This window comes from Wolbachia endosymbiont of Cylisticus convexus (genome assembly GCF_003344345.1).
In genome coordinates this window covers 1-24,526 of sequence record NZ_QPIP01000018.1, presented here as the reverse complement: position 1 = coordinate 24,526, position 24,526 = coordinate 1, and the positions used below count along the sequence as shown (strand labels likewise).

Sequence of the window (24,526 nt, the reverse complement as noted above, 5' to 3'; positions counted from 1 at the left end):
CAAAAGACCTGCTGCAAAAGGTGATTGAAAAAATGATGGGAGAGAGGTAGAAGAAGAATCAGCAGATTGAGTAAGGTAAAAAATGAGCTTTAGTTACTATAATATGAGGAAACACCGAAGAAACTTTCGTAATATAACAGGTTTAACTATAGAGGAGTTCGAAAAAGTAGTGGAAAAAGTGAGGTCTGGATGGGAAAAACTTGAAAAACAGAAAAAGTGCCATGGTAGAAGATAAAAACTACCAACTCTGGAAGATAAGTTGTTTTGTGTAATTTTGTACTATCGCACTTACATAACACATAGATTTTTAGGATGCCTATTCAATGTGCACAACGCAAATGTATGTAGGTTACTTAAGAGAATAGAGCCATTACTCGCCAAAAAAGTGACTATAACAAAAGATAGAAGTATGACACCAGAAAAAATACTGAAAATTCTGGCTGATGTTACAGAACAGCAAATACAGAGGCCAGAAGATAGTAAAAAACGGAAGAAATCATATTCAGGAAAAAAAAGAACCAACACTATGAAAACTGAGATTATTATCGAAGAAGGAGGAAGAATTTTATCAGTGTCAAAGTCATATCGTGAGCGATTTTCGCATAAGGAAACAAGAAAAATATCTACCACTCGATAGCATAAAATATGCCGATTCTGGATATCAAGGTTGGCAAAAATTGCAAAGCAATGTTATAATTCCATATAAAAAGTATCGTAAAAAGCCATTAACTCCAGAGCAGAAAGAGCATAATAGAAATCATTTAGAATGAGAGTAGAAAGTAAGATCCGAGAGATAAAGATATTTAAGATTATGTCGAATGTTTATCGCAATTTTCAGAAAAAATATAACCTGAGGTTCAATATTATTGCTGGTATTGTGAATCTTAAGCACTCCTTTTAGTTAACCTTGATTTTAGTCACCCTCCTTTCCTTTTTTTTATCGCTTGATTCGCAGCAGGTCTTATGTTGTTTTGTCGTTTAATCTGCACAGATTGAAGATAATAAAATACATAGCTGGCAGAGTTTGTTAGTAGCTCCGTCTCCCAGCTATGGCATTAAACAATGACTATGCAGAAGACCTAATGATACGTATAATCTATAAATAATTTTTAAGGTAAACTGTGAAATTAGGTGTTAATATCGATCACGTTGCAACACTTCGCAACGCGCGTGGCACTTTTTATCCAGATCCGCTAAAAGCAGCAACAATAGCTATTGATGCTGGAGCAGATTTTATCACCGTGCACTTAAGAGAGGATAGAAGACATATTAGAGATGAAGACGTATTTACCCTAAAAAAAACATAAGCACCGAGCTAAATCTTGAAATCGCAGCCACGGAAGAAATGCTCAAAATAGCAAAAAAAGTAAAACCCTATTCGATTTGTATAGTACCAGAAAAAAGAGAAGAACTAACAACTGAAGGTGGCCTAGATATCTTTAATATATATAGCAAACTTTCTAGTATAATAGGGGAAATGCATAGCTCTGACATAAAAGTTTCACTGTTTATCGATCCAAATATTAATCAACTAAAATATCTTGAAAAGTTAAAGATGAAACCTGATATAATAGAAATTCATACAGGAAATTACTGCAATAATCCATCAGAGAAAAAGCTACAGTTAATTATCAATGCTACAGAATACATTAACAAGCTAGGAATAGAATGCCACGCAGGACACGGCATAACTTATAAACACGCTAAAAGAATAAAAGAAATACCTCACATCTCAGCTCTTAATATAGGCCATTCTTTAATCAGCGAGGCTATATTTTATGGCTTACACAGTGTAATCAAAAGGATGAAAATGACAATATCTAAATAGCAGGTACTTTTTTCTTGTGCCTTACAATACTTAAAAAAGTTTTGCTTGGTTTAAATTTTATCCTTGTTTTTTCAGGAACAGTCATAATCTTCCCATTTTGAGGATTACGGCATTGTCTCTCCTGACTTATAACAGTAGAGAGTGTACCTATTCCATGTAGACGTATTTCACCTTTACAGTTTATCTCATTCTTGATTATTCCCATGAACGTGTCATACAACTTATTTGAATCAGATTGTGTTATACATATACCCTGACTAGCACAACCTTCTTTTAGTTGTTTTGTTATATCTTCTTTACTCATAAACTACCTTAATATTGAAAAATCACATAAATAGCATATTATGCTAATGTCAATAGTCAACTAAATTTATTACAAAAATAGAAGACATCATAAACTTTACACAAATATTTGTACAATATTTACAAAAAACACCACTATAAAATCACTATCTCTTAGAAAATTGACATTTTTTCCGAGCTTTATGTTGACCATATTTCTTACGCTCAACAACACGTGAATCTCTAGTTAAAAACCCACCATTACGTAATATAGAGTGTAAATCTTGACTTATACTACTTAAAGCTTTGCTTATTCCATGAGCTAAGGCACCTGCTTGGCCAGATAGCCCTCCACCTTTTACAGTTGCAAACATATCATATTCACCTAACATAGAAGTTACTATAAATGGTGCTTTAATCATTTGGCACGCCGCTTCTCTTTTAAAATAAGAAATTAGATCATCTTTTTTATTAACACTAAATTTTCCACTTCCTGGCTTTATCCATACCCTTGCTATAGATTCTTTTCTTCGGCCTGTAGCATATAAACGACCAAGTAAATCAACTTCTGCCTTTTTTGGCTGATCATTATTATTTATTTTCACTTTCACTCCATTACTTCTTATTTTTACGATTTAAAGAGGCAAAATCTATTTTTTCAGGTTGCTGTCCTTGATGCTTATGCTCTGAACTAGAATAAACATACAAATTTTCAAACCGCCTACGTGCCATAGGGCCATCATCAAGCATTCTTTTTACTGCCATTTTTATCACACGTTCAGGAAATTTACCATTTAAAATGGTATCTGGAGTAGTTTTCTTTAAACCACCAGGATAACCTGTATGCTTATAGTAAATTTTATCTTTAAGTTTCTTCCCAGTAAAACACACCTTTTCCGCATTAACAATGATTATATTGTCACCACAGTCCATATGAGGTGTATACTCAGGCTTATGCTTCCCGCGTAACAGCATTGCTATAAACGCTGCGAGCCTACCTACCACTAACCCTTCTGCATCTATAATAAGCCACTTTTTATTGATTTGTTTCTCTTTCAAGAAAAAAGTTTTCATATCTTATCTTATATACACAATAGTAAGTTACTATATATTAAATTTCTCAATAGTGTCAACAACATTAGTTATTGATTACTAAAGTAATTTATGTTAGTAACTTAAATACCATGTTAGAAAGTAAAATGTTTCGATTGATTATTATATTTGCAATCGCTTTTAGTGCTATAAGTTGCCATGCAATCGATCTGGAAGAGGCTATAAGTAAAGCTATCAAAAACAGCTCAAAAATAAAGTCTCAGTTTTACCAATATAAAAGTGCTGAAAAACAACTAAAATCTTCTGGATTAGCTGGTTTTTTACCTGACATTAATTTACAGTACAATTTTGATAGTAATTTTAATCTTTATAATCAATCTAATTTACCTGGAAAACGCCTGATATTAAGCCAAAGGATAATAGATGGTGGGGGCACTTTTGCTACATTCAACCGATCAAGTCATCTTCTTAAAGCAGCAAAAATGAGATTTCAACAGTCGAAGCAAGAAGTAGCACTCAGCGCTGTGAAAGCATATGTTAATGTTTTACAAAAGGCAGAAATATTAAAACTCAGAGAACATAAAGAGCGTGTTTCTTTAGAGCATTTGTCAGCTATGAAAAAACGCCTTTCCCTTGGAGAGATAACCAAAGCTGAAGTTTTGTTAGCAGAGGCAAAATTCTCGTCTTCTATATCTGAAAGGGTTGATGCTAAAGGTAAATTAAAGTTGGCAAATATTGCTTATTATCATTTGATTGGCGAAGATGCTGATGACCTTTTTGAAGCTAATGGTAAACTACCTTCTGTTCCAGAGCTAAATGAATGTTTACAGTTAGCAAAAACCAATAATTTATCTTTAAAAGCAGCTGTTTATCAAAAAAGAGCAGCGGGAATGGAAGTGATCGCTGAAAGCTCCAAGTGGCTTCCTTCTTTAAATCTAAGTGCAAGCAAAAATTTTTTGGAAGATGGTATAAAGTTAGACAACCTATTAAAAAATGTCAATGTTATTTTTATTCTTGATGTTCCAATCTTTAAAAGAGGAGTTAATGCTTTTGGTGTCAGTAGAGCTAAAATAGATGCAAAAAAGTCTACCTACGATTATTATGAAGCGGTAAAAAATATAGAACAAGCAGTTGTAAATGCTTGGAATAATGTGCTGACAGCAAAGGCCATTATCAAAGCAAGTCAAGAAGCGGAAAAAGCAGCAGCTCTAGCATTGGAAGGAGTTGAGCAAGAGGTAAACTTAAATTTAAAGAGTACATCTGACCTTTTGAATACTGAAGATGCATTATTTAAAGCACGTTCAGACTTAGTTGAAGCAAAAAGCAATTATGTAGTCAGTGTTTATAATTTGCTTTTTATAATAAATAGTATAAATCTCTAAATTTAATGGTATTAGCAATATGCATGATGAACAAGGCAATCAATCTGTAAAAGATATCTTAGAAGATATAAAAAAAGCTATATCGGGTAAAAACGCAAGTAACGATAAAGCAGAAATAAAGGATGAAAATGATGATGTGCTATACCTTGACGAAGAGTACCCAGAAGACATGGGAGAAGATAGCAAAAAAGAAAATAGTGAAAAAGAGGACATTAATAATGATGACCAAAGTGAGGAAATGGTTTGCAACAATAACCAATTTAATGGCCATAGCTACAATTCAGAAGAAAAAAAAGATATTTATTTGTGTGATAATATCCAAATGAGTAATAACAAAGCGAGTAATAGCGGCTTACAAGCGCAAAATAACGATCATCTAATTTTAAAAGAGAATATGGAAGAGATCAAAGCGCTGCTTGGAAAAATGCAAAAAGAATTGCAGCATAAACAACAAAGAAAAGCGAACCTTACTGTTGAAGAATTAGTTACATCTCTTTTAAAACCTCAGCTCTCAGAATGGCTAAATAAATATCTACATGCACTGGTAAAAGAAGTAGTTGAAAAAGAGCTCAAAGATATAATCAATAATAAGTAGGATATTAGCAATAAAAACTAGAGTAAAGACGGCTAGAGGCAGAAAACTATCTTCAACAAGGTGGCTACATCGTCATTTGAATGATCAGTATGTGCGAAAAACTAGCAAGGATGGTTATAGGTCACGCTCAGCATACAAGCTAGTAGAAATAGATAATAAATTTAAATTATTCCAAGAAGGGCAAAAAATTATTGATCTTGGTGCTTCTCCTGGTGGATGGTCACAAGTTGCATCTAAGAAAGGAGCAGATGTGGTTGCTGTTGACATAAAACCAATAAATTCAATTAATGGAGTAGAGTGTATACAGTGTGATATTATCAACGGACTTGAAATTTTAAGAGAAAAATTCAAGGATCACAAATTTGATGTAATTTTATCTGATATGGCACCCGAATCTTGCGGTTTAAAATCGTTAGATCATATCAGAATTATGCTTTTATGTGAAGCAGCGCTCAATTTTGTAAAGCATTTCTTGAATCATGATGGCAAGTTCGTAGTAAAAATTTTTCAAGGAGAGTCTGATAAAGATTTCTGCAATGAGCTAAAAAAAAATGTTTAAAACAGTAAGATACTGCAAACCAAAGTCAAGTAGATCTGAATCTACAGAAATGTATTTGGTAAGTTTAGGCTTTATTGGCAGCAAACCTTCTATATAATATTAATCCAGATATTTACAGAAACGGTAAATTACTTTACAAGCTTCACTAACCCCCTTACCATAATAAGGAAAGTAGCGAGGTTTGTCAAGCAATTTTTATAATTAATAAAACTAAAAAGCTCAAATGAAAAGAGAAGGCAAACTCTAAAGTGTACGTTCAGTAGCACTTTCTATAAGAGAGATTGTATTATCTATCCCATAAAGCTTTATAAAAGATCCCATTCTTGGACCGATTTTTTGTCCAAGTAGTGTTTCATACAGCAACTGAAACCAATCGCGTAAGTTATTGTAATTGTGTTTTTTTCCGATGGAAAAAATCTGAGATTGAATCTCTTCGGCAGTAGCGGTTATAGATAGAGAATGCAGGGTTTTCTTTAAATCTAGTAACGCTTCTTTCTCTTTTTCATTTGGAGTCTTATACGCTTTTGTTGGTTTGATAAAGTCGTGATAATACCTAACTGCAAAGTCTGAAAGCCTATCGAGCATTTTGTTGTTTTTCGGTGTAACGTTCGATGCATAAGTGGATATAAAACCCCAAAGAATCTCTTTATTTTCAGCATTACAGGCTGCTGCTAGGTTTAAAAGCAATGAGAAGTTTATACCCGAAGTTTCGATATTAGGAACGTTACCCTGGTGAATGTGCCATACAGAACTGTTTACATCCTTTTCTTCACTCTCATTGTAACGCTTAACAAACTCCAAATATTCATCGGTTGATTTTGGTATCACATCAAAATGTAAACGTTTAGCTTTTTTAGGACTTTGAAAGATGTATAACGCTAAACCCTCTGTGGGCGCGTAAGTTAGCCACTCCTCGATCGAAATACCATTTCCTTTTGATTTTGATATCTTCTTTCCTTCTTTATCAAGAAATAACTCATAGCAAAACAAAAGCGGTGGCTTTTCTCCAAGTATTTTACATATTTGACTTGAAAGCACAGCAGATGGAGTCAAATCCTTTCCATGAGCTTCGTAATTGACTCCAAATGCGGCCCATCTCATTCCCCAATCTGGTTTCCATTGCAATTTGCATCTGCCTTTTGTTACTGGAACTTCTATTTTTTCTCCATTTGCGTTTTTATATGTGATTGTTCCTTTGTTGTTATTCCTTTCAATTATTGGGACTTGCAAAACTTGAGAAGTTTTTGGGCATATCGGTAAGAATGGACTATAGGTTTGCTGTCTTTCTTCTCGGAATGACGGAAGCATTATCTCCATTACTCTGTCGTAATTTTTCAGCAAGAGTAAGAGCTTTTCATCGTAAACACCAGATCTATAACACTCTGTAGCACTTCTAAATTCATATTCAAAATCAAATAAATCAAGGAACTTACACAGCAATGAATTCATATGATGACCGTAACTTTCATGAGTACCAAATGGGTCTGGTATCATAGTCAATGGCTTATTTAAATATTCCCTTAGCATCTCCTGATTTGGTACATTATCTGGTATTTTTCGCAAACCATCCATATCGTCGGAAACTGCAATGATTTTGTTTTTTATACCAGGAGCTATTTTTTTTAGGGCATTTGCAACAACCGTAGTACGGAAAACTTCCCCAAAAGTACCAATATGCGGCAAACCTGAAGGTCCATATCCAGTCTCAAATATTATCTCTTTTTTATTAGGAAATTCTTGTAGTATTTTTTCTGCTTCTTGAAATGGCCAGCTTGTAATCATTGAATTTAAATTAATTATCTTACCTAAAGTGCTATTCATTTCAATGGATTTTAATTAATGATGTAGTATTAGTGTTAAAGCTATTATTAGAAGGTTAAAGATATGTCTACAGGTAGCATACAAACGGATCAATTATTTAAAGGTCTTACAAGACCTGCAATGCTTTTTGGTGTGAGTTATATGTTTGCAATATTAAACGTTCTAATTTGCATGCTAATTTTCATTAATACAAATGATCTTAGAGTAATTCTCCTGATGTTACCAGGGATACATGGACTTGGCTATATAGCTTCTGCAAAGGAACCGTTGTTTATTGAGTTATTTATGGTAAAATTGGGAAAATGCTCCAAATGTTTAAATCGTTTTTATCATGGAGCTAATTCTTATGATATTACTTGAAGTAGTGTGATGCTGAGATTTAGAGCTATTCAATCGAAGAATAAATCTACTCTAAGCAGGGAGGTTCACGCTGCTGAATTTATACCTTATTCTTGCTATTGGAATAGTACAACCCTAATAACAAAGCAGAATTGGTTGGTTAAGTTTATCAAATTAAGTGGCTTTGCGTTTGAAACAGCCGATGATGAAGATTTGGTAATACAGAATAACATCAGAAATCAGATGCTAAGAAGCATTTCATCTCCAGCATTTAGTTTGTACTTTCATATCATCAGGCGTAAGAAAAATATCTTTTCTGATGAATTTGCAAGCCAGAATTTGCCAAATTTCTTTGCTAATCATGTAAATCTAAAATGGAGAGAAAAACATGCAACGAGGCAATCTTTTATTAATGACCTATACATTACGATTATTCGTAGAGCAGACACAAAAGGAGTAGAGTTTTTATCACATTTATTAAAGAAATTCGGGCATGTAACTTCAAAACACGCTTGGGAAAGTGATATGTGTGCTACCTATGAAGATCTAGAGGAAACGACCAATCGTATAGTGACAAGCCTTAGGAATTATTCGCCTAAAATCCTTGAAGTAAAAGAAACTCCAAACGGCCTATTTTGTGAAATAATGGAGTTTCTATCTAGAATTGTAAATTGTGGATTTGTTACAAACACGCTCTTTCCACTAAAAACTGAAATATCAAGATACTTACCAGTACATAGGTTATTTTTTGGTCGTAAGATGATACAGGTTGTGACTCATAATGAGAGTAAATACGCTGGAATAGTTAGTATCAAGGAATATGGAAATAATACCTCTGCAGGGATGCTCGATTCTTTTTTACAACTTCCTTATGAATTTATCATCACACAATCTTTCCAATTTATAAATAGGCAAATGGCAATTGCAAAAATGCAGATACAGCAAAATCGGATGATACAATCTGCAGATAAAGCTATTTCTCAAATAGCAGAAATTTCTCATGCGCTTGATGATGCAATGAGCGGTAAGATTGCATTTGGTGAACACCATTTAACTATCTTATGTATAGAAAAAAGCCCTAAATCATTAGATAATGCTTTGTCATTGGTAGAATCAGAGCTTTCTAATTGCGGTGTTTACCCTATTCGTGAGAGAGTTAACCTTGAACCAGCATTTTGGGCACAAATTCCTGGTAATTTCGATTATATAGTAAGAAAAGGTACGATAAGTAGTCTTAATCTGGCTGGTTTTGCATCTCAACATAATTATCCTACTGGTAAAAAATTCAATAACCACTGGGGAGATGCTGTTACAGTTTTTGACACAACATCTGGCACACCATTTTTCTTCAACTTTCATATAAGGGATGTTGGACATACTATGATAATTGGGCCAACTGGTGCTGGTAAGACTGTTTTAATGAATTTCTTATGTGCTCAAGCAATGAAATTTTCTCCAAGAATATTCTTTTTTGATAAAGATTGTGGTGCAGAGATTTTTTTTGAGAGCACTTGGCGGCATCTACACTATAATAGAACCAAGAACTAAAACAAATTTTAATCCTCTACAACTTGACGATACTCCTGATAATAGAACATTTTTAATGGAATGGATAAAATCCTTAATCTCGGTGTACAACGATAAATTCGCTTCAGAAGACATTGCTCGAATTAATGATGCAATCGAGGGAAATTTTAAATTAGAAAAAGAAAAGAGATTCTTGAGAAATCTCGTACCTTTTTTGGGGCTTGCAGGCCCTGATACTTTAGCTGGAGCAATATCTATGTGGCATGACAATGGCTCTCACGCTGCAATATTTGACAATAAAGAAGATTTGCTAGATTTTTCAAAAGCAAGGGTGTTTGGCTTTGAAATGGCTAGCTTGCTCAAGGATCCTGTTGCTCTTGGACCAGTCTTGATTTATTTATTTCATAGGATTAGTATATCTCTTGATGGCACTCCATCTATTATTGTTCTTGATGAAGCATGGGCGTTAATAGATAATCCAGTTTTTGCACCTAAGATAAAGGACTGGTTGAAAGTGCTGAGAAAGTTAAATGCTTTTGTGATTTTTGCTACTCAGAGTGTTGAAGATGCAAGTAAAAGTGCTATTAGTGATACGCTTGTACAGCAGACAGCAACACAAATTTTTTTGCCAAATCTGAAAGCTACTAGTGTCTACCGAGATGTTTTTATGTTAACTGAACGTGAATACATACTGATCAAACACACAGACCCAAGTACTAGATTCTTTTTGGTAAAGCAGGGGGTTAATGCTGTAGTAGCTAGAATAGATCTAAAAGATTTGGATGATGTGGTCAACGTATTATCTGGACGTGCAGAAAGTGTTCTACTGTTACGTGATATACTAAAAGAGGTCGGAGATAATCCAAAAGTATGGTTGCCTGTGTTTTATCAAAAGGTGAAAAATGTTTAAAACTAAACTTTCATTGCTATTAATTGCGATATTTTTATTAAATATAGATTTTTTACTTTCATATCCAGTATTTGCAGGTGGAGTAAATGGTACTGACAAGACAGAATTTGTTAGCAGGTTTAATTCTACTGGCAGTTTTAGTCGTGCCTCTGATCCTGATTGTGGGGTGTTTAAAACAGCTGCAGCACTTGCTGGAATAGTGATTGCTGTTGGCGCAATATTTACTGGCATTGTTTTAATCGTCTCTTCTGCTGGTTTATTTACAGCTCTTGTTATTGTTGGAATGATAGCTGCAATTGTTGGAGTCTGGAAGGCAATAGGGGGACTTATTGTTTGTCAGCATAGCTTTGTTAAACACCCAGTTGCACGTGATCATGATGGAAAGTATAAAAATTTCAAATTAAAAGATGAATATGCAAATTATAGTATGCTCACAGATAAAAATTATCAAACAGAAGACGAATATTTTTCTGCATTACAGAAAAGATCAGGAAAAGGTGGAAAACAAACAGAAAAGGAGATTTTAAACTCTACTGACTGGAATGCTGATAGGCGACACTACTACTGGCCAAAAAATGGTGTGCAATATAGTGAATATATAGAAGTGTGTCATCGCAATCCTTTGACTTTTGGTAATCTTTTTGGAGAGATAGACTTTGATGTCAGAGAGAAAGACACTGGATATGAAAGTGGGTCATGGTCTCCGAAAGTTGATGGTGATCTGGAATGTAAAGTGCTTAAAGCTGGACAGAGCGAAAACATACATGGATCAACATTCAGAGCAGTGAGAAAAATGGGCAGGTTATGCGTGGAATTGGCTGAAGTTAGAGCAGCTGGAGCTCCTTGGCCGCAAGGAATTGATATAGGGTGCACAGAATTACCACCAGACCCTCTTGCTCCTATGTGTGAAAAGTCTACGATGATTTTCAAGAGTAAGGCCAATGGTGCTGTTGATTTACCAGTAAAAATTGGTGCCAATGAAGATCATAAAACTATTATAAGAGATAAGGAAAAAGAAGGAAAAATTTTTGTAGGTTACGACAATAAAGGCTGTTTTAGCTCGTATGTCTCTGAAGCTTGCTATAATCAAGCAGGAAGTAAATCATTATCTCCTATTCCCATAACTTCTATGATAGTGCAATGCATTAAGGAATCGTTAGACAATTTAGTGGCAGGTATCGATTCAAGTGGTGAGCTACTGAAAGACAAGAATGGGAATAAAAAAGGCAGTTTCTTATCTGTGGCACAGAAAAAGCTAAAAAACACCGTAACTGCTGTTCTAGTTTTGGCTTTAATACTGTTCTCTATAAAAGCCATGTCTGGTGGTGTTCGCAGTCCACAAGAAATGTACATGTTGATCATTAAATTCGCTTTGGTGATTTATTTCACAACAGGTAGTACCATGTCTCATTATTACGGAGAATTGACAAAACTTTCAAATGGTTTATCAGAAATAGTGCTTAAAGCGTCATCTGAGAGTCAAGGTATATGTAATTACAATGCAGGTACAGATTATGAATATGCTCTTCATACAGGAAAGAAGGTATCTTACAGTTATCTTGCACCTTGGGATAGGCTTGATTGCAGGATTTTATTTTATTTAGGAGCACCTTTTGATGGAATTGGTGGCAAAATTGGTACTGGAGGTGTTGTAGCGTTAGCAGTCTTGCTTGGCGCTGCTCCTGTCTTGTTAGTAGCAGGTTCAATAATAGGTATTATTTTTGCTGGTGGGCAAATTTTAGTAGCTCTTGTCTGTATATTCATGGCCATTTTAATGATGATGGTTATTTTGTGGATGTGTTATGTATTTATCTTATCTTTAGTTGCTCTTAGTGTAATTATCATTTTATCGCCTTTATTCATTCCTATGGTTTTATTTCAACATACTAAGGGATATTTTGATGGTTGGGTAAAAGAATTAATTACCTACAGTTTATACCCTGTTATCCTTTTTGCATTTTTATCTTTTATGTTCATAGCATGTGATAAAATCTTTTATAGAGGTTTAAATTTTGAGGAAGAGCAAGTTGAAATATTAGGCAAGAAAACATATTGGTTTAAGTTGGAAAAAGGAGGATGTACTAACAATCCAAATACTTTAGCATGCATGCTACAGGAATACAAATGGGAGAAAAGCATGCTGCTTGGTCTGGTTGATTTTGCGTATGTTGAATTTAGTAACTCTGTACTTGGAGAGTTAATGAAGTTGTGTTTAGTGCTATTTTTATTTTACCATTTTTTAAACGTTCTTCCCGGTATGGCTGCTGAGCTTGCTGGTAACCATAGAGCAGCACTAGGTTCAGGCAATACGCCTGCGCAAATGGTGAATAAAGCTTTATCTGCTGCCAAAGCTGCTGCTGGTGGTGTTGGTCAAGTTGCCGCTGCAGCTGTAAACAAGGCAAGAGGGTCTGTTGGAGGAGGTGGAGATGCTAATAAGGGATCCTCCTCTAGTGAAACTATAAAATCAGGTGGAGAGTGAGCGCAGGTGAGTAACAGATGTTTGAGCGTTTGAGCAACCAAAACTTGGGTAAGCTATGCATAAGTTTTGTGGTACTCTTTTTATTATCTGGGTGCGGGGAACATCACTGTATTAAGCCAGAAGATTTATCAGGCTTGCGTGAGAAACTAGATGTAGTGTCAACAGAGCAGAAGTGGGTTGATTCTGGTGTCTATATCTCAGGTAGTGTAAAAGTAACAGAGATTAGCATAGTGCCCAGCAAGGTTAATTTTTGTCCTAAGCGGTATAAAGATTTTGCAGTTCAACCTGGGAAAGACCCTATTGTTGTTACATTGCCATTTGCGCTTAAAGAAGGTGATTCGATAAGTTTTAGTGTTATTGGCAGTAAAATGTGTAAAAATGATAATGGCACGGTTACCTATAAAAAAAATTGACGAGAGTTGTGGTGAAGGGGAGAAGGAGTATTTTGCACATGTTTTAAATCGAGAAAGATGTCAAGATAAAATATGTCCCAATAAGTACATTATAGGTGATCCACAGTGGTTGAATGGAAAAGAGTATTGGAGTTCCGATTCTTCAGAGTCAGATCAAGATGAAGAGAAAATTAAAGAGATTATCAACTTTGTAAAACAACAAGGAAAAAATATAGACTGTAGCGGGCTTTCAGACAACCAGGTGAGCAAAGTAGATACATATATTCTCAATCTAGCGTGTGGATATATATGCAAGTTTTATAATTCTAATACTAAAAAAGATTGTGTGTATGTTGAATATAATACTACAGAACACGAATTGTTTAATTCTATTACTAGCGCTTTAAATAGTTCTGGTGGTAAATTCGCAGATGCTGAGATTATTGGTGATGTTTTAAAGAATGCAAAAGTCAAAACTTATGTTCCACACTTAAGAGTTAATATGGAGGGTGAAAAAAGTTTTGAATATTTGCAAAATGGTAGTACATATACTAATTATGACCACAAGGTAAGTAAAGACCACCCAGTACCAAAATTAACTTTCTGGTTAGGGGATAGCAATGGCAAGGGCGGCTACAACATAAGAGTAACAAGAATACCTAGTCCGAAAGATGACTTGTACATACGTGTTTCTGACACATTCCCTGAACATGGCCCTGACGAAACCCGGGGAGATATACCTGTTGATATTAACAGAGTTCATGATACTGAGTACATGGAAGGCTTAAAAGAAAAGCTAAAAGACAAAACAGGCACCATATATTACGGAATAAGAGACCATGGTTGCGATTACAAAAATGAAGGTCAGTTTAGCATTAACCTCACAACTAAAGAGCCACCTACGAAAACTTTTAGTGCGATATATAATTTTTTTGATGAAAAAGTAAAAACTGCATTTTTCGGCTCTAGCTACAAAGACACTAATGCGATTCACTCTGATACTAGCCCTGTAAAATCTCTTTATCAAAGTTTTGTGGCATCAAAAAGAACAAAGACCATCAGATCTACAATAGTGTCGTTATTAGTGTTATATATAGTTTTGTACACACTTTACTACTTTTTTGGGTTAACTCATATTTCTATATATGAGTTTTTAATTATATGCGTAAAGATAGGAATCATTACCCAGCTATTGCAGGATAACAGCTGGAACTTTTTTTATAACAACGCATTTTCTATGTTCGTTAACACTCCAAAACAGTTAATAGAAATAGCAAATTTCAGAGGTACAACGTCAAATGTTTTTGAATTTCTTGATTTACCACTCAATAGGTTTTTATCAGCACACTCAGTGTTATTAATAGTATCCCTTATATTCTCCGGTCCTTTGGGTATTGTATCATTTTGCTTGGTGATTTGGGGTTTAATAACAGTAAGCTTATCCATTTTTAATGCCTTATTTTCTTTTATCACATCTATAGCAATAGTTGCATTGTTGCTTTCCTTGGCACCTATTTTTATTATTTGTCTTCTATTTGGATATACCAGACAGATGTTTCACAATTGGATCAGAAATTTAGCAAGATTTGCAATTCATCCGGTAGTGCTTTTAATTTCTATATCATTAATAAGCCAAGTTATGGATTATATTGTGTATTCGGTCTTTAATTTTGAGGTCTGCCCTACATGTATACTTAATCTTAACTTAAGGATTTTTAATCCTTGTATTTTTTACGGTTATGCTTCCAAACATGTACCTAATATCACCGCTATGATGGCTTTTGTTATTTTAGGACATGCTATGAAAGCTTTAGTTGAAGCATCTTCGACAATATCTGATTCGTTGTTTGGTGTTTATGTAGCAAGCGAACCAGGAAGGCAATATCAGCAAAGCTTAATGGGAGTAGTAGGTTTAGATGAGCAAAGCGCTCAAAGAAGAGCAGGTCAGCAATCTGGTACACCAAGTCGAAGACCTCAAATACCACAACCAGCTCAAAGATCAGTGCCTAAAATACCAACAAACACAGGAAATCAATGATGAGCAGAAGATCATTATTATTGATACTATATCTTGTAATTACTGGCTGCACGATGGATTGTGTTGAACCTGGTCTGCAGAGCAGAAATACTAGTGTCAGCGTAGATGTTCCAGTTTATAAAGCAGATGAAGGAGTTAAAATTCATTGGATTGACTCTGGTCAAGTAATTAGCCAGGATGAGAAAATCAAATTTACTCTCGGTGGATCAGCGAATTTCTGTCCTCTTAAAGAAGGTCAAAGTCCAAAGGGAGTACTTGTGCCTGCTGTATTTTGTACCGATGATTCAATACCAAATTACAGTAGCGAGTTAATTAATAATTCTGGTCTTAACGAGCAAGAAGTGTGTAGAGACACAGGGTTCGGAAATGGTCAATCATATAGTAAGAGACGTTATGTGGATACTGGAATCAAAGTAAACCCTGGTGATAAATTAAGCTTTAGCTTAGTTCCCAGAGAGATGATAATTGATTATAATAATCCAGAAAAAGAAGGGATTAGTTTTGATGACAATTGTTATAGAACTAAAGAAGGGGATGAAAAAGACAAAGCTACGATAAAAGACGTGCTAAATGGAGGGATGTTCTTTTGTGGAGAAAGTGGTAAAAGGACTGCAGTAGAATTTCCACAGCTTAGTAAAGAAAGCATGAAGGAAAGAAAAGTATTAGTTGGTAACGGCTACACTCCATACGATAATAAGGTACACTTTAATAAGGATTATATTAAAAATGGAAGTCCATGGATGAATGGCGCATTGTTAGATTTACGACGAGCTAAAATAGGACTGGATAAATTATGTAATGAGAAAAGATGTGATAATGAGGCAAATAAGTACAGTTCTTATGAGCTTAATTGTCACTATCAGAACATATGCTACAATAAAAAGGGTATATGGGGTTTTGGGATAGGTGCAGAAAGAAAACGAAATTGTGTTTCTTCTGTAAGACACAAAAAGTATGATAAAGGCAATAAGTGTGACATGTATCCTCACCTTAAAGGCATTGAGGATGAGCTAAAAAAGATTGAAGAAAATAAAGGAGATTCTAAGCAGATTGACATTAATTTAATATCAAACTCTAAATTAAACTTCAAAGAGGGCAGAGGAGATATTTCTTGGGCTGAGGCTCTTGTTGCAAAAATTGGCGATCTTGATGATCAGGATACTGCTCAAGCTATTCAATGTTTTCCAAAAAGGAAAGAAGCAAATGATGATCTGGTATGCTCAAAAATAAGTAATAATTTTAAGGATTTTTCCTTAAAATTAAATCATGACTATAAAGTAAATAAAGAGGTAGAACCTGGTAGTAATGTGATGCTTGCTATAGCAAGTAATGGCAACTACCAACTTCATAGAGGTGGATATCATGTTGAAGTGACTAGATCATGTAACTTCGATAGTGGTAAAAAACTGTATATGTACTTGGGTGATAATCCGCCAGGAGATCCATCTGCTATAAAGACTAATGATTTCAAAAAAGTAAAGAATTTGGATAAAATAACAGAGGATGGTGTAAATTATTACATAATAGATGGAAGTCATTTGGGGAACGAAGAGTCTAAGAAAATATATTTTGGTGTTGATGTAAGTAACGTAGAGAGAGATGATATTACGGACAAAGACGGCAAATATTATGAAGATAACAAATATACAGTAAATTTATTTTTAAAAAGAAAAATAAACGATTTTATTTCATCAACTATAAACAAGATTTTTGATTTCATAACAGCAAGAGATGAAAATGGAATTAAAATTCCGTACGAAGGATATAGAAAGGGGCTTCTACAAGGAGTAAGAGCTTTACTTATTCTATACGTTATATTTACTGTTGTTGGCTATATGCTTGGAACAATACAGTTAAGTAAATTCGATTTTATTATAAGAGTGTTCAAGATAGCATTTATAGCTTTTGCTTTTAGCAATAGAAGTTGGGAATTCTTTGGTACAATTTTGTCTGGGCTCTTTGTGGATGGTAGCATTTATTTAGTTGATAGTTTTTCTGGCTATATAGGTGAAGTAGGTAAAAAATTTGCATTCTTAGATTTAACAGCGGGAGTATTATTTACAGGAGAAACATGGTTGAAGTTTTTATCGTTAATGCTCTCTGGTCCTTTTGGTTTTATCGCTTTTTTGATGATACTTAAAGCTACCTTTACGTTCTTAAAATGCATTATTAGTGCTACGTTCAAGTATGTGATATCTACTGTTTTAGTAGCATTTTTATTGTCATTAGCTCCTTTATTTATCATATTTATTCTATTTCAACAAACTAAGGGATTGTTTGATAACTGGATAAAAACGCTAGCTCATGTTTCATTGCAACCAGTCATTTTATTTTCATCCTTGTCTCTTTTAAACCAATTGATGTATTCAGTTTTATACAATCTCACAAATTTTTCTGCATGCTATCAATGTTTAATTAGCGTAAATTTTTTATCGTATGATCTGTGCCTTATTAAGTCAATATTACCTCTTGGTTATAGTCCTAGTACTAGTGTTGATGTTGCACTCAGTACTGGAGAAAAATCTGGTGGGCACTTTGCAGCATTACCTATAGACCTAGTCCAGGCATTTATATATCTTATTATTGCCAGTGCAATGGAAGCTTTTGTTTCTATATCAGAAACTATAGCCCAGGCACTGTTCAGCTCTGGTTATGGAGTTGCTCAAAGTGTTGGTCATGTTGCTAGGAGCGCATCACAAGCTATGCTGTCAACTGTTGGTCTTGATGATAAAACTCAAAATATGATACAGAACATAAAACAGGGAATGAGTAAAGATCGAACTGCGATAGAGTTGAAACAACTAGACAAGAAAGAGAAATCTAAAGGGAGTTCTGATAAAAAATCAAGCAGACCTGAAACACTAAGCCAGCCTGGTCAGAAAGGGGAGTCTAATAGAATAAGAGAGAAAGAAAATGAAGATGGATGAGATATGAATGATATTATAGAGTAACTAATTAAAAAGATGTTTAAAGTATAAGATTTTAGAGATTTATTCTGTATTTGGGAAAAGTTTAGCTATGCAATCACGCTTAGGCAGATGTTGGTTTAGGTTACTAATTTTGGTAATCTGTGTGCTGATCACAGGTTGTAGTAAGAATGACATGCCTTTTCCAAGATGTATATCTGCTGATTATTTTGGTCCTGAACCTATTGCAGTAAGCTCTCATTTTTCAAGCGACCAAGATACTTTTATTCCAGAAGATGGAGAAGTTGTTGATCCTGAAACTGGCGAAATTAATTATGGGTTTCACCCTAACCAAGTAGTGAAGTGGAAGGATACTGGCCTTGAAACCAATGGAGATAGTTTAGTAGTACGAGTAAATGGTGCATGGATATCTTGGAGTAATAATAACAAGAAAGAATCTAAAGGTAGTTATAATTTACAAAGCTTGGAACAGCTAAAATATGCAACTAGATTTGAAGGTAAACAAGGCGATAATAGTTTGCCTAACTTTCACTTAATTTGTAATGACTACGAATCTAGTACACAAAAAATTTCAAGTAATTCTAATGCAAGTTGCACTGTAAATTGCGAGCGTATTAGTGAAGATGATAGAGGAGAAAAACGTGGTGCTCCATGTTGGTTTACTAACGGCCATGGTGCTTATCTTTTATTCAAAAGGCCTAGCGATTCTAGTCCTAACGAAAATTTGAAATCCATGCGTAATCCTCAATCTCTTACTGTACATCTAGGTTATAACTCTACAGCAGAGGGCGACAATGGACTTTTTACTTTAGATAGAGATAGCACTAAATTAAAAGACAGAAATTGTGACCCGGTGAAATTAGAAAAGGGATGGAAAATATATGTAAAGATATTAGACAGATATTATCTAGACAATGCAGGCGGCTACTCTTTCGAGTTTTTGGGAGGAGTGCAGCAGCCAAGTACCTTTGGATTTTTTGATTACGTTTATAACTATCTAAAATGTGTATTGTTGATTAACGAAAATTGCAAGGAACATTTTAAAATTGATGATCCTGCAGCTGCACAAACTATGTTCCAAAATATGGTTAAGAAAGGTACAAGCTTTCATAATTTTGTTCTTTCCTTGCTTGTTCTGTTTGTAGTGATTTCATCACTTCTCTATCTTTTTGGTATGATACAAGAAGCTAAGCAAGATATGCTCATCAGAATGATGAAAATCACTCTAGTTGTAGTGCTTATATCTCCTGGAAGTTTTAAATTTTTCTATGATCATTTTCTCGTTTTATTTGTTAAAGGTCTTGAACAGTTGATAAGTATCATTACTAATTTTGCTCCTAATTCAAATACTGATAAATTGTTTGGTTTTATGGAGAACATGTTCAATAAATTTTTTGCTTACTCTGTTTGGAAAAAGTTTGCAGCATTTTTACATTATCAAATGTGGGCGAGTCTCCTTATGATACCGGCAATTTTTATAGGGATTGTCTTATATTTTCTGCTCTGTATTTATGCCTACATAATATTCCTTTCTGGTTTTATGGGCATAGCTTTTCTTATAGCTATAATGCCGCTATTCCTGATCTCTATTTTATTTTCACCGCTGAAAAGTCTATTTGAGGGTTGGATAAAATTCTGTATTAGTTTCTGTTTGCAATCAATTATGATATTTACCCTGCTGTCATTACTTGCTGCAATGATAATGAATACCTTTTATAAACAGTTAGGTTTTACTGTATGCTATAATAAATGGCTTGAAATAAAGTTATGCGCTCCAAAATGGGTATTTGGTGGTTTTTGTATAATTGATAAAGAATACTTTGGCTGGACTCCAGGGCAAATTTTTGTACCTTATACTATCGGGGAGGCTTCTCCATTGAACGTAGATAAGAATATAGAAGGAATAGAAAAGCTAAGCAGAGAAGGTGGTGCAGTAAAGTTCACTGGTGGTGCTGGATATATTCCTCTGCCACCAGATTATGTTGAAAAAGGCTTTCGTTATATAGATTATCCTTTCTTTAATCCAATTCCTGGTACTAAGGGTAGTCCAGCAGATCATTATATTGCGGAAAGTGATATGGTAGTTAGCGCTGGTTGTAGTGAAAGTGAAAAAGATCTAGTGCGTCTAACAAATAGTTTATTACATGCATCAGAAAAGGCTGATATCTTATTGTTGATAGGTAGTATAGACAAGAAGATAGATGGTAAGATAAAGAGGCGTTATTGTCAGTCTCAACAACATGAAGAAGAATGCAAAAATTATGAGAAAATAATAGGCAACTACAAAAAGGGTATCATTCAACCAAATTCAAAAAGTGAAATAAAGTCTTTAGTACAAGGTGTAATTATGCAAAGTGCAAGCTGCCAATCAGAGGATTTTTATGATGTAAATCAAAACTATCAAGAAAATAGCGATTACCAAAGGGTGCGGGACATACAGAGAGGTTATTTAATCAATGCAGGAGAGATCTTTGTACTGTTCTTGCTTTCGTTTTTGATGTTTTCTTTGAAGGAGTTCGTACAACAGATGGGCTCAAGCATTGCTGGTGGTGGGTTTAGTGTTTATAGCATATCTAGTATGTATCAAGCATCACCTCTAGCTGGTATCACAGAGGGATTAAAGCAGAAGTGGCAGAACTTTGCTGGTGGAAAGTTAGAGTCTTTAGGCAGTTGGGCTACTCATGTACCAGACAGATTAGCTGGAGGTACAGCTAATTTGCTAGGTAGAATACCAGGAGTTGGAGGAGTGCTGAAATATGCTATTGATGTGCCACGTAAATTTGTAGGTGCTACTATTGAAGCAACGAAGTTTGCAACATCGCCTAAAAATGATGTTGACAAGCTTGAGGAAAAAATTTACAGGGCATTTGGAGTTGATAAAGAAGATATTGCACATAGAAGAATTGGTAAATACTTAGAATATTATAAAGGATATGTAGGATCACATTTAGGCTATACAGTAGAAGATGCTATGAAGTTTACTTGGGAGCATGGTCTTGACTCTATAGGAGGAATTAACCCTGCTACGGAAGAAAAGGATGGTTATCAGCATAATTTGCTTTATAGAGCAAAAACGCATAGAAGGGAATTCTTGAAAAGGCTTCATGATTACACTATTGGCCGCAAGAGGGAACCAGAAAAAGACAAATCATCAAAAGAAAATAAGCCTAACCAACCAAGTGAAGTAGCACGAAAATTAGGTACGGAACCAAAAGGACCTGAGGATAATAACAGGGATGATAATGGCAAGTAATCATAACTTTAAAGGACTAAAATATTATGGTTTGCAGCAAGACGAAGATGGTAACATCAAGTTAAACGATTACGATGATGTTTTGAATGCACGCAGAGCAAGGGTAGATTTGTTATTACATAACACTAAGCAAGATGATGTTAATCTTTCAAAGCTCAATAAAGCTCTGAGTGAGAGACTTATAGATGATAAAGGGCTATCGTCAGAATTTGACAAGGAAGATCAAGAAATTGCGCAAGAGGAGTTTAAGGTGTTTAACGTCTTAGACAATCTTAGTAGTCTTGCAGATATTAAAAGTGAAGATCTACTTGAGGTTAATTTATTACTATCAGATCTTAGTTTTATAGAGAGAAATATTGTGTTGAATGCCGATCAGAGTTCTAATTTAATAGGGTTCAAAAATCTATTTATAGAAAGAAAAGCATCTGGTGAAGAATATAGTGATGAAGAATGTAAAAACTTCCTCGATAATATAGAGAAAATCAATACTACAATTAAGTTAGAGTTAGAAAGTAGAATTGAAGAGCTAAGTCATGATGAAAAAAACAATCATGATGATTTACAAGACGAGATTGCCCATGCAATCAGTATAGCAAATAAATCAAAGAAAAGAGATTGATCTTGCGTTTCTCCACAAGCAACTTTCTCTCTATTAGACTGCTAAAGCCATGTTGACATTAAATGTATATTATAAATAATTAGTTAACTTCGAACTTATTTTATATGTTACGTGTTATTGCAGGCAAATATCGTGGAAGAAAAATAACCACAGGCAAGCATTTAGCTGTACGGCCAACTATGGGTATTGTCCGAGAAGCAATATTTAGTGTACTTTCTTCAAGAAAATCTATTTATAACTTGAATGTGCTTGATTTATTCTGCGGAAGTGGCTCTTTTTCATTTGAAGCGCTTTCTCGAGGTGCTAAACATGCATTCATGGTAGATTCAGATTATTACAATTTGCAACTGCCTAAAAAAACAGCAGAAGATTTTGGAATTACGAGCGATATCACGTTAATTTGTTGCAATGCTAATGGATTACCAAGATCTATTTCAAAGTGCGATATAGTTTTTATAGACCCGCCTTATAATAGTAATCTAGTTAATTCAACTTTAGAAGGATTAGCTCACTCAGGCTGGTTAAATAATGATACATTGATAATTCTGGAGATTAGAAAGAACGAAGATTTTAAGTGCAATAAAAATCTCAGTATAATTTTGGAGCGTACCTACGGTATTGCAAAAATAATTTTTCTTTCTTTACTCACTTGAATCTCCGTCCTAAACATCTATCACAAGATTGCTATTTTTGTACACGAACTGGTTTTATGTGCATAAATTCTGCTCCTGCAAGTTTCCAGAGAAACTATAGCCCTTCTCATAACAGTCCAAAAGGTCATAAGAAGGAAGAATCGACAGCATGACGAAAAGATTTGAATAGAGTTCCTGATTCTGTTTTTTATAGCAAACCAATTATGCTCAATTTTGTTAAAATCTGGAGAATACGGAGGCAGATATAAAATTTCGCACCAACCCCTTTAGCAAGTTCGGTAATCTTATTAGACTTATGAAAAGTAGCATTATCAAAGTTTGTCCAGGTTCCAAAATCGGTGTAGGCTATGTTGCATAGCACTGATAGGCATGTAAATCACAATGAATTTACGCAGCTAATTTAAATTTAGCCATACCTATATCAGTAAATTTGTTCAGTAAGTAGCACTTAATTAACACACGATTTACCTCTGATTTATTTTTCAAGCCAAACCCAAATAACCTATAGAAAAAGACTTCAATATAAGACCGTGCTCCATACTTAACTTTTTTCTTCCATTCATTAATACCATCTTCATAATTCTCATCAACTATGTTTTTTAAAATTTTTTGAATTTAGTCTTATTACAACTCTTATTTATAGTTTTGTATTCTTATTCAATTGAAAAACGTATTTTTGGCAATAAAAACCCTAGTTCATTACAGAAAGAAATTTATATCAAACAACTACCACTGCTTAGATCTTATGATTAATGAATATGTGCTTTAAATTTGTGTGGCGCGCATATTCATTAACCTATTTTCTTATGCAGATTTTAAAAATTTGCGTTAATTGCTTCTTTAAGCCTTGCATTAGCAATCACTATAATTTTGCGCATTAGAGCTGTTATGACTACCATCTTCTTTTTACCTCTACCAATGAGAGCAGAATAAAAAGCACCAAGTGCAGATTTAGTCCTTGAAGCAGCCATCGCAGATGTAAAAAGCTTTTCACGAACGTTCCTTCTGCCACCACTTATTCTGCGATAACCAATAGCTTTACCACTTTCTTTTGGATGCGGGGCAACTCCAGCAAGACTAGCAACTTCTTGCCTGCTTAAGTAGCCAAGTTCTGGCATCAAGCATACAAAATCTTGTGATAACTTTTTACCTATTCCTGGTACTGTTCTTATGATTTTTTGGCGCTTTTTTAACTCTGGATTCTCATCGATAATTTTTTGTATGGCATCATTGAGCTCATCTATTTGACTGTTAAAAAAGTCAATAGTTTTTTGGCAACTTTCTTTTATATAGTCGTTTTCAGGTGCTTTCAGTCTACATTTCTCTTGAGCTCTTATTTGTGTAAGGTCATCACGACGTTGACAAAGTGCAGCTAAGGCTGTTTGTTCTTTTGACATAGGCACAAATAGAGATAGAGTACTATAACGCTCAAATCCATATTGAGCAAGGGCTCTTGCATCTGATTGATCAGACTTTGCTAAAATTCCATGAGATAAGGTAAAGCTTTTTACTTTGCGAGTATTAGCTCGATGTACAGCAACATTCTTATCAACCAGAAAGTGTGCTAAGCCAAGCTCATATTTTCCTGTATTTTCCAAAGTTACAAAAGAATTAGGTAGAATATTTGAAAAATTTTGAAACAATTGTTGCCAACCAGCAGCATTATTATCAAACTTGATAGTGTTCTTTTGGTTGTGAACTGCAGCAACATTTTTAAATTTTCCGATATCAATGCCAATAAAATTTTGATAAGATGTAATCATAATAACCTCGATTAGTTTTAGTTAATTTAAGATTGTAAACGGGTGCATATGTATGTCCCACACAACTATTCAAACGTATCGAGAGATAGGGCTAGTGTACCTTGAT

Annotated in this window: 13 protein-coding genes and 7 pseudogenes; 13 read left to right on the top strand and 7 right to left on the bottom strand. The window is 34.4% G+C overall.

What is annotated here, in order from left to right:
* Positions 1 to 82 precede the first annotated feature (82 nt).
* Positions 83 to 901 (top strand): annotated as a pseudogene (locus Wcon_RS12760) (transposase family protein).
* Positions 902 to 1,121: 220 nt separating this feature from the next.
* A pseudogene (locus Wcon_RS03315) lies at positions 1,122 to 1,828 on the top strand (pyridoxine 5'-phosphate synthase).
* On the opposite strand, the gene Wcon_RS03310 reads toward Wcon_RS03315, so the two are convergent.
* From Wcon_RS03310 to rplM, 3 genes are all read right to left on the bottom strand, one after another.
* Entirely contained in the window at positions 1,821 to 2,132 is a 312-nt protein-coding gene (locus tag Wcon_RS03310) for an HU family DNA-binding protein (RefSeq protein WP_047759800.1), read from the bottom strand. The pseudogene Wcon_RS03315 and the gene Wcon_RS03310 overlap by 8 nt on opposite strands.
* A gap of 145 nt (positions 2,133 to 2,277) precedes the next feature.
* The gene (rpsI, locus tag Wcon_RS03305; RefSeq protein WP_114517212.1) at positions 2,278 to 2,715 is read right to left on the bottom strand and encodes a 30S ribosomal protein S9; all 438 of its coding nucleotides are present in this window, start codon (positions 2,713 to 2,715) and stop codon (positions 2,278 to 2,280) included.
* 10 nt (positions 2,716 to 2,725) lie between these two features.
* Positions 2,726 to 3,184 (bottom strand): 50S ribosomal protein L13, encoded by a 459-nt coding sequence (gene rplM, locus Wcon_RS03300; protein ID WP_114517211.1) that lies wholly within the window; start codon positions 3,182 to 3,184, stop codon positions 2,726 to 2,728.
* 125 nt (positions 3,185 to 3,309) lie between these two features.
* On the opposite strand from rplM, the gene Wcon_RS03295 reads away from it, so the two are divergent.
* The 3 genes and pseudogenes from Wcon_RS03295 (at position 3,310) to Wcon_RS03285 (ending at position 5,796) form a co-directional block, all read left to right on the top strand.
* Positions 3,310 to 4,545, top strand: coding sequence for a TolC family protein (locus Wcon_RS03295; protein ID WP_114517213.1), 1,236 nt, complete (start codon positions 3,310 to 3,312; stop codon positions 4,543 to 4,545).
* A gap of 19 nt (positions 4,546 to 4,564) precedes the next feature.
* Entirely contained in the window at positions 4,565 to 5,140 is a 576-nt protein-coding gene (locus tag Wcon_RS03290; RefSeq protein WP_114517210.1) for a DUF2497 domain-containing protein, read from the top strand.
* 76 nt (positions 5,141 to 5,216) lie between these two features.
* Positions 5,217 to 5,796 (top strand): annotated as a pseudogene (locus tag Wcon_RS03285) (RlmE family RNA methyltransferase).
* 146 nt (positions 5,797 to 5,942) lie between these two features.
* On the opposite strand, the gene Wcon_RS03280 reads toward Wcon_RS03285, so the two are convergent.
* Entirely contained in the window at positions 5,943 to 7,520 is a 1,578-nt protein-coding gene (locus Wcon_RS03280; protein ID WP_114517209.1) for a lysine--tRNA ligase, read from the bottom strand.
* 63 nt (positions 7,521 to 7,583) lie between these two features.
* Here Wcon_RS03280 and Wcon_RS03275 point away from each other — a divergent pair, with 63 nt between their 5' ends.
* The 8 genes and pseudogenes from Wcon_RS03275 to rsmD all read left to right on the top strand — a co-directional run bounded on the left by Wcon_RS03275 (position 7,584) and on the right by rsmD (position 22,657).
* Positions 7,584 to 7,880, top strand: coding sequence for a type IV secretion system protein VirB3 (locus Wcon_RS03275; RefSeq protein WP_114517208.1), 297 nt, complete (start codon positions 7,584 to 7,586; stop codon positions 7,878 to 7,880).
* A 9-nt stretch (positions 7,881 to 7,889) separates the two neighbouring features.
* Positions 7,890 to 10,296 (top strand): annotated as a pseudogene (locus tag Wcon_RS03270) (VirB4 family type IV secretion/conjugal transfer ATPase).
* Positions 10,289 to 12,775: a TrbL/VirB6 family protein gene (locus Wcon_RS03265; RefSeq protein ID WP_114517207.1), complete on the top strand. Its 2,487-nt coding sequence runs from the start codon at positions 10,289 to 10,291 to the stop codon at positions 12,773 to 12,775. The pseudogene Wcon_RS03270 and the gene Wcon_RS03265 overlap by 8 nt, the downstream one beginning before the upstream one ends.
* 17 nt (positions 12,776 to 12,792) lie before the next feature.
* Positions 12,793 to 15,205, top strand: a pseudogene (locus tag Wcon_RS03260) (TrbL/VirB6 family protein).
* Positions 15,202 to 18,132, top strand: coding sequence for a TrbL/VirB6 family protein (locus Wcon_RS03255; RefSeq protein WP_114517206.1), 2,931 nt, complete (start codon positions 15,202 to 15,204; stop codon positions 18,130 to 18,132). Before Wcon_RS03260 ends, Wcon_RS03255 begins: the two are co-directional and overlap by 4 nt.
* Positions 18,133 to 18,223: 91 nt before the next feature.
* Positions 18,224 to 21,385: a TrbL/VirB6 family protein gene (locus tag Wcon_RS03250; RefSeq protein ID WP_114517205.1), complete on the top strand. Its 3,162-nt coding sequence runs from the start codon at positions 18,224 to 18,226 to the stop codon at positions 21,383 to 21,385.
* Positions 21,375 to 22,004, top strand: coding sequence for a WD_0853 family protein (locus tag Wcon_RS03245; RefSeq protein WP_114517204.1), 630 nt, complete (start codon positions 21,375 to 21,377; stop codon positions 22,002 to 22,004). Before Wcon_RS03250 ends, Wcon_RS03245 begins: the two co-directional genes overlap by 11 nt.
* Before the next feature lie 104 nt (positions 22,005 to 22,108).
* Positions 22,109 to 22,657 (top strand): 16S rRNA (guanine(966)-N(2))-methyltransferase RsmD, encoded by a 549-nt coding sequence (rsmD, locus tag Wcon_RS03240; RefSeq protein ID WP_114517203.1) that lies wholly within the window; start codon positions 22,109 to 22,111, stop codon positions 22,655 to 22,657.
* Between the two features lie 124 nt (positions 22,658 to 22,781).
* Here rsmD and Wcon_RS03235 read toward each other — a convergent pair.
* From Wcon_RS03235 to Wcon_RS03225, 3 genes and pseudogenes are all read right to left on the bottom strand, one after another.
* Positions 22,782 to 22,999 (bottom strand): annotated as a pseudogene (locus tag Wcon_RS03235) (transposase); the annotation flags it as partial.
* A gap of 45 nt (positions 23,000 to 23,044) precedes the next feature.
* Positions 23,045 to 23,233, bottom strand: a pseudogene (locus Wcon_RS13300) (IS5 family transposase); the annotation flags it as partial.
* 239 nt (positions 23,234 to 23,472) lie between these two features.
* Positions 23,473 to 24,420 (bottom strand): IS110 family RNA-guided transposase, encoded by a 948-nt coding sequence (locus Wcon_RS03225; protein WP_063630491.1) that lies wholly within the window; start codon positions 24,418 to 24,420, stop codon positions 23,473 to 23,475.
* Positions 24,421 to 24,526: the final 106 nt, after the last annotated feature.

Bases quoted from the DNA above. Each gene is read 5' to 3' on its own strand.
- Wcon_RS03310 (WP_047759800.1), bottom strand. From the start codon at position 2,132: ATGAGTAAAGAAGATATAACAAAACAACTAAAAGAAGGTTGTGCTAGT.
- rplM (WP_114517211.1), bottom strand. From the start codon at position 3,184: ATGAAAACTTTTTTCTTGAAAGAGAAACAAATCAATAAAAAGTGGCTT.
- Wcon_RS03295 (WP_114517213.1), top strand. From the start codon at position 3,310: ATGTTTCGATTGATTATTATATTTGCAATCGCTTTTAGTGCTATAAGT.
- Wcon_RS03290 (WP_114517210.1), top strand. From the start codon at position 4,565: ATGCATGATGAACAAGGCAATCAATCTGTAAAAGATATCTTAGAAGAT.
- Wcon_RS03280 (WP_114517209.1), bottom strand. From the start codon at position 7,520: ATGAATAGCACTTTAGGTAAGATAATTAATTTAAATTCAATGATTACA.
- Wcon_RS03275 (WP_114517208.1), top strand. From the start codon at position 7,584: ATGTCTACAGGTAGCATACAAACGGATCAATTATTTAAAGGTCTTACA.
- Wcon_RS03265 (WP_114517207.1), top strand. From the start codon at position 10,289: ATGTTTAAAACTAAACTTTCATTGCTATTAATTGCGATATTTTTATTA.
- Wcon_RS03255 (WP_114517206.1), top strand. From the start codon at position 15,202: ATGATGAGCAGAAGATCATTATTATTGATACTATATCTTGTAATTACT.
- Wcon_RS03250 (WP_114517205.1), top strand. From the start codon at position 18,224: ATGCAATCACGCTTAGGCAGATGTTGGTTTAGGTTACTAATTTTGGTA.
- Wcon_RS03245 (WP_114517204.1), top strand. From the start codon at position 21,375: ATGGCAAGTAATCATAACTTTAAAGGACTAAAATATTATGGTTTGCAG.
- rsmD (WP_114517203.1), top strand. From the start codon at position 22,109: ATGTTACGTGTTATTGCAGGCAAATATCGTGGAAGAAAAATAACCACA.
- Wcon_RS03225 (WP_063630491.1), bottom strand. From the start codon at position 24,420: ATGATTACATCTTATCAAAATTTTATTGGCATTGATATCGGAAAATTT.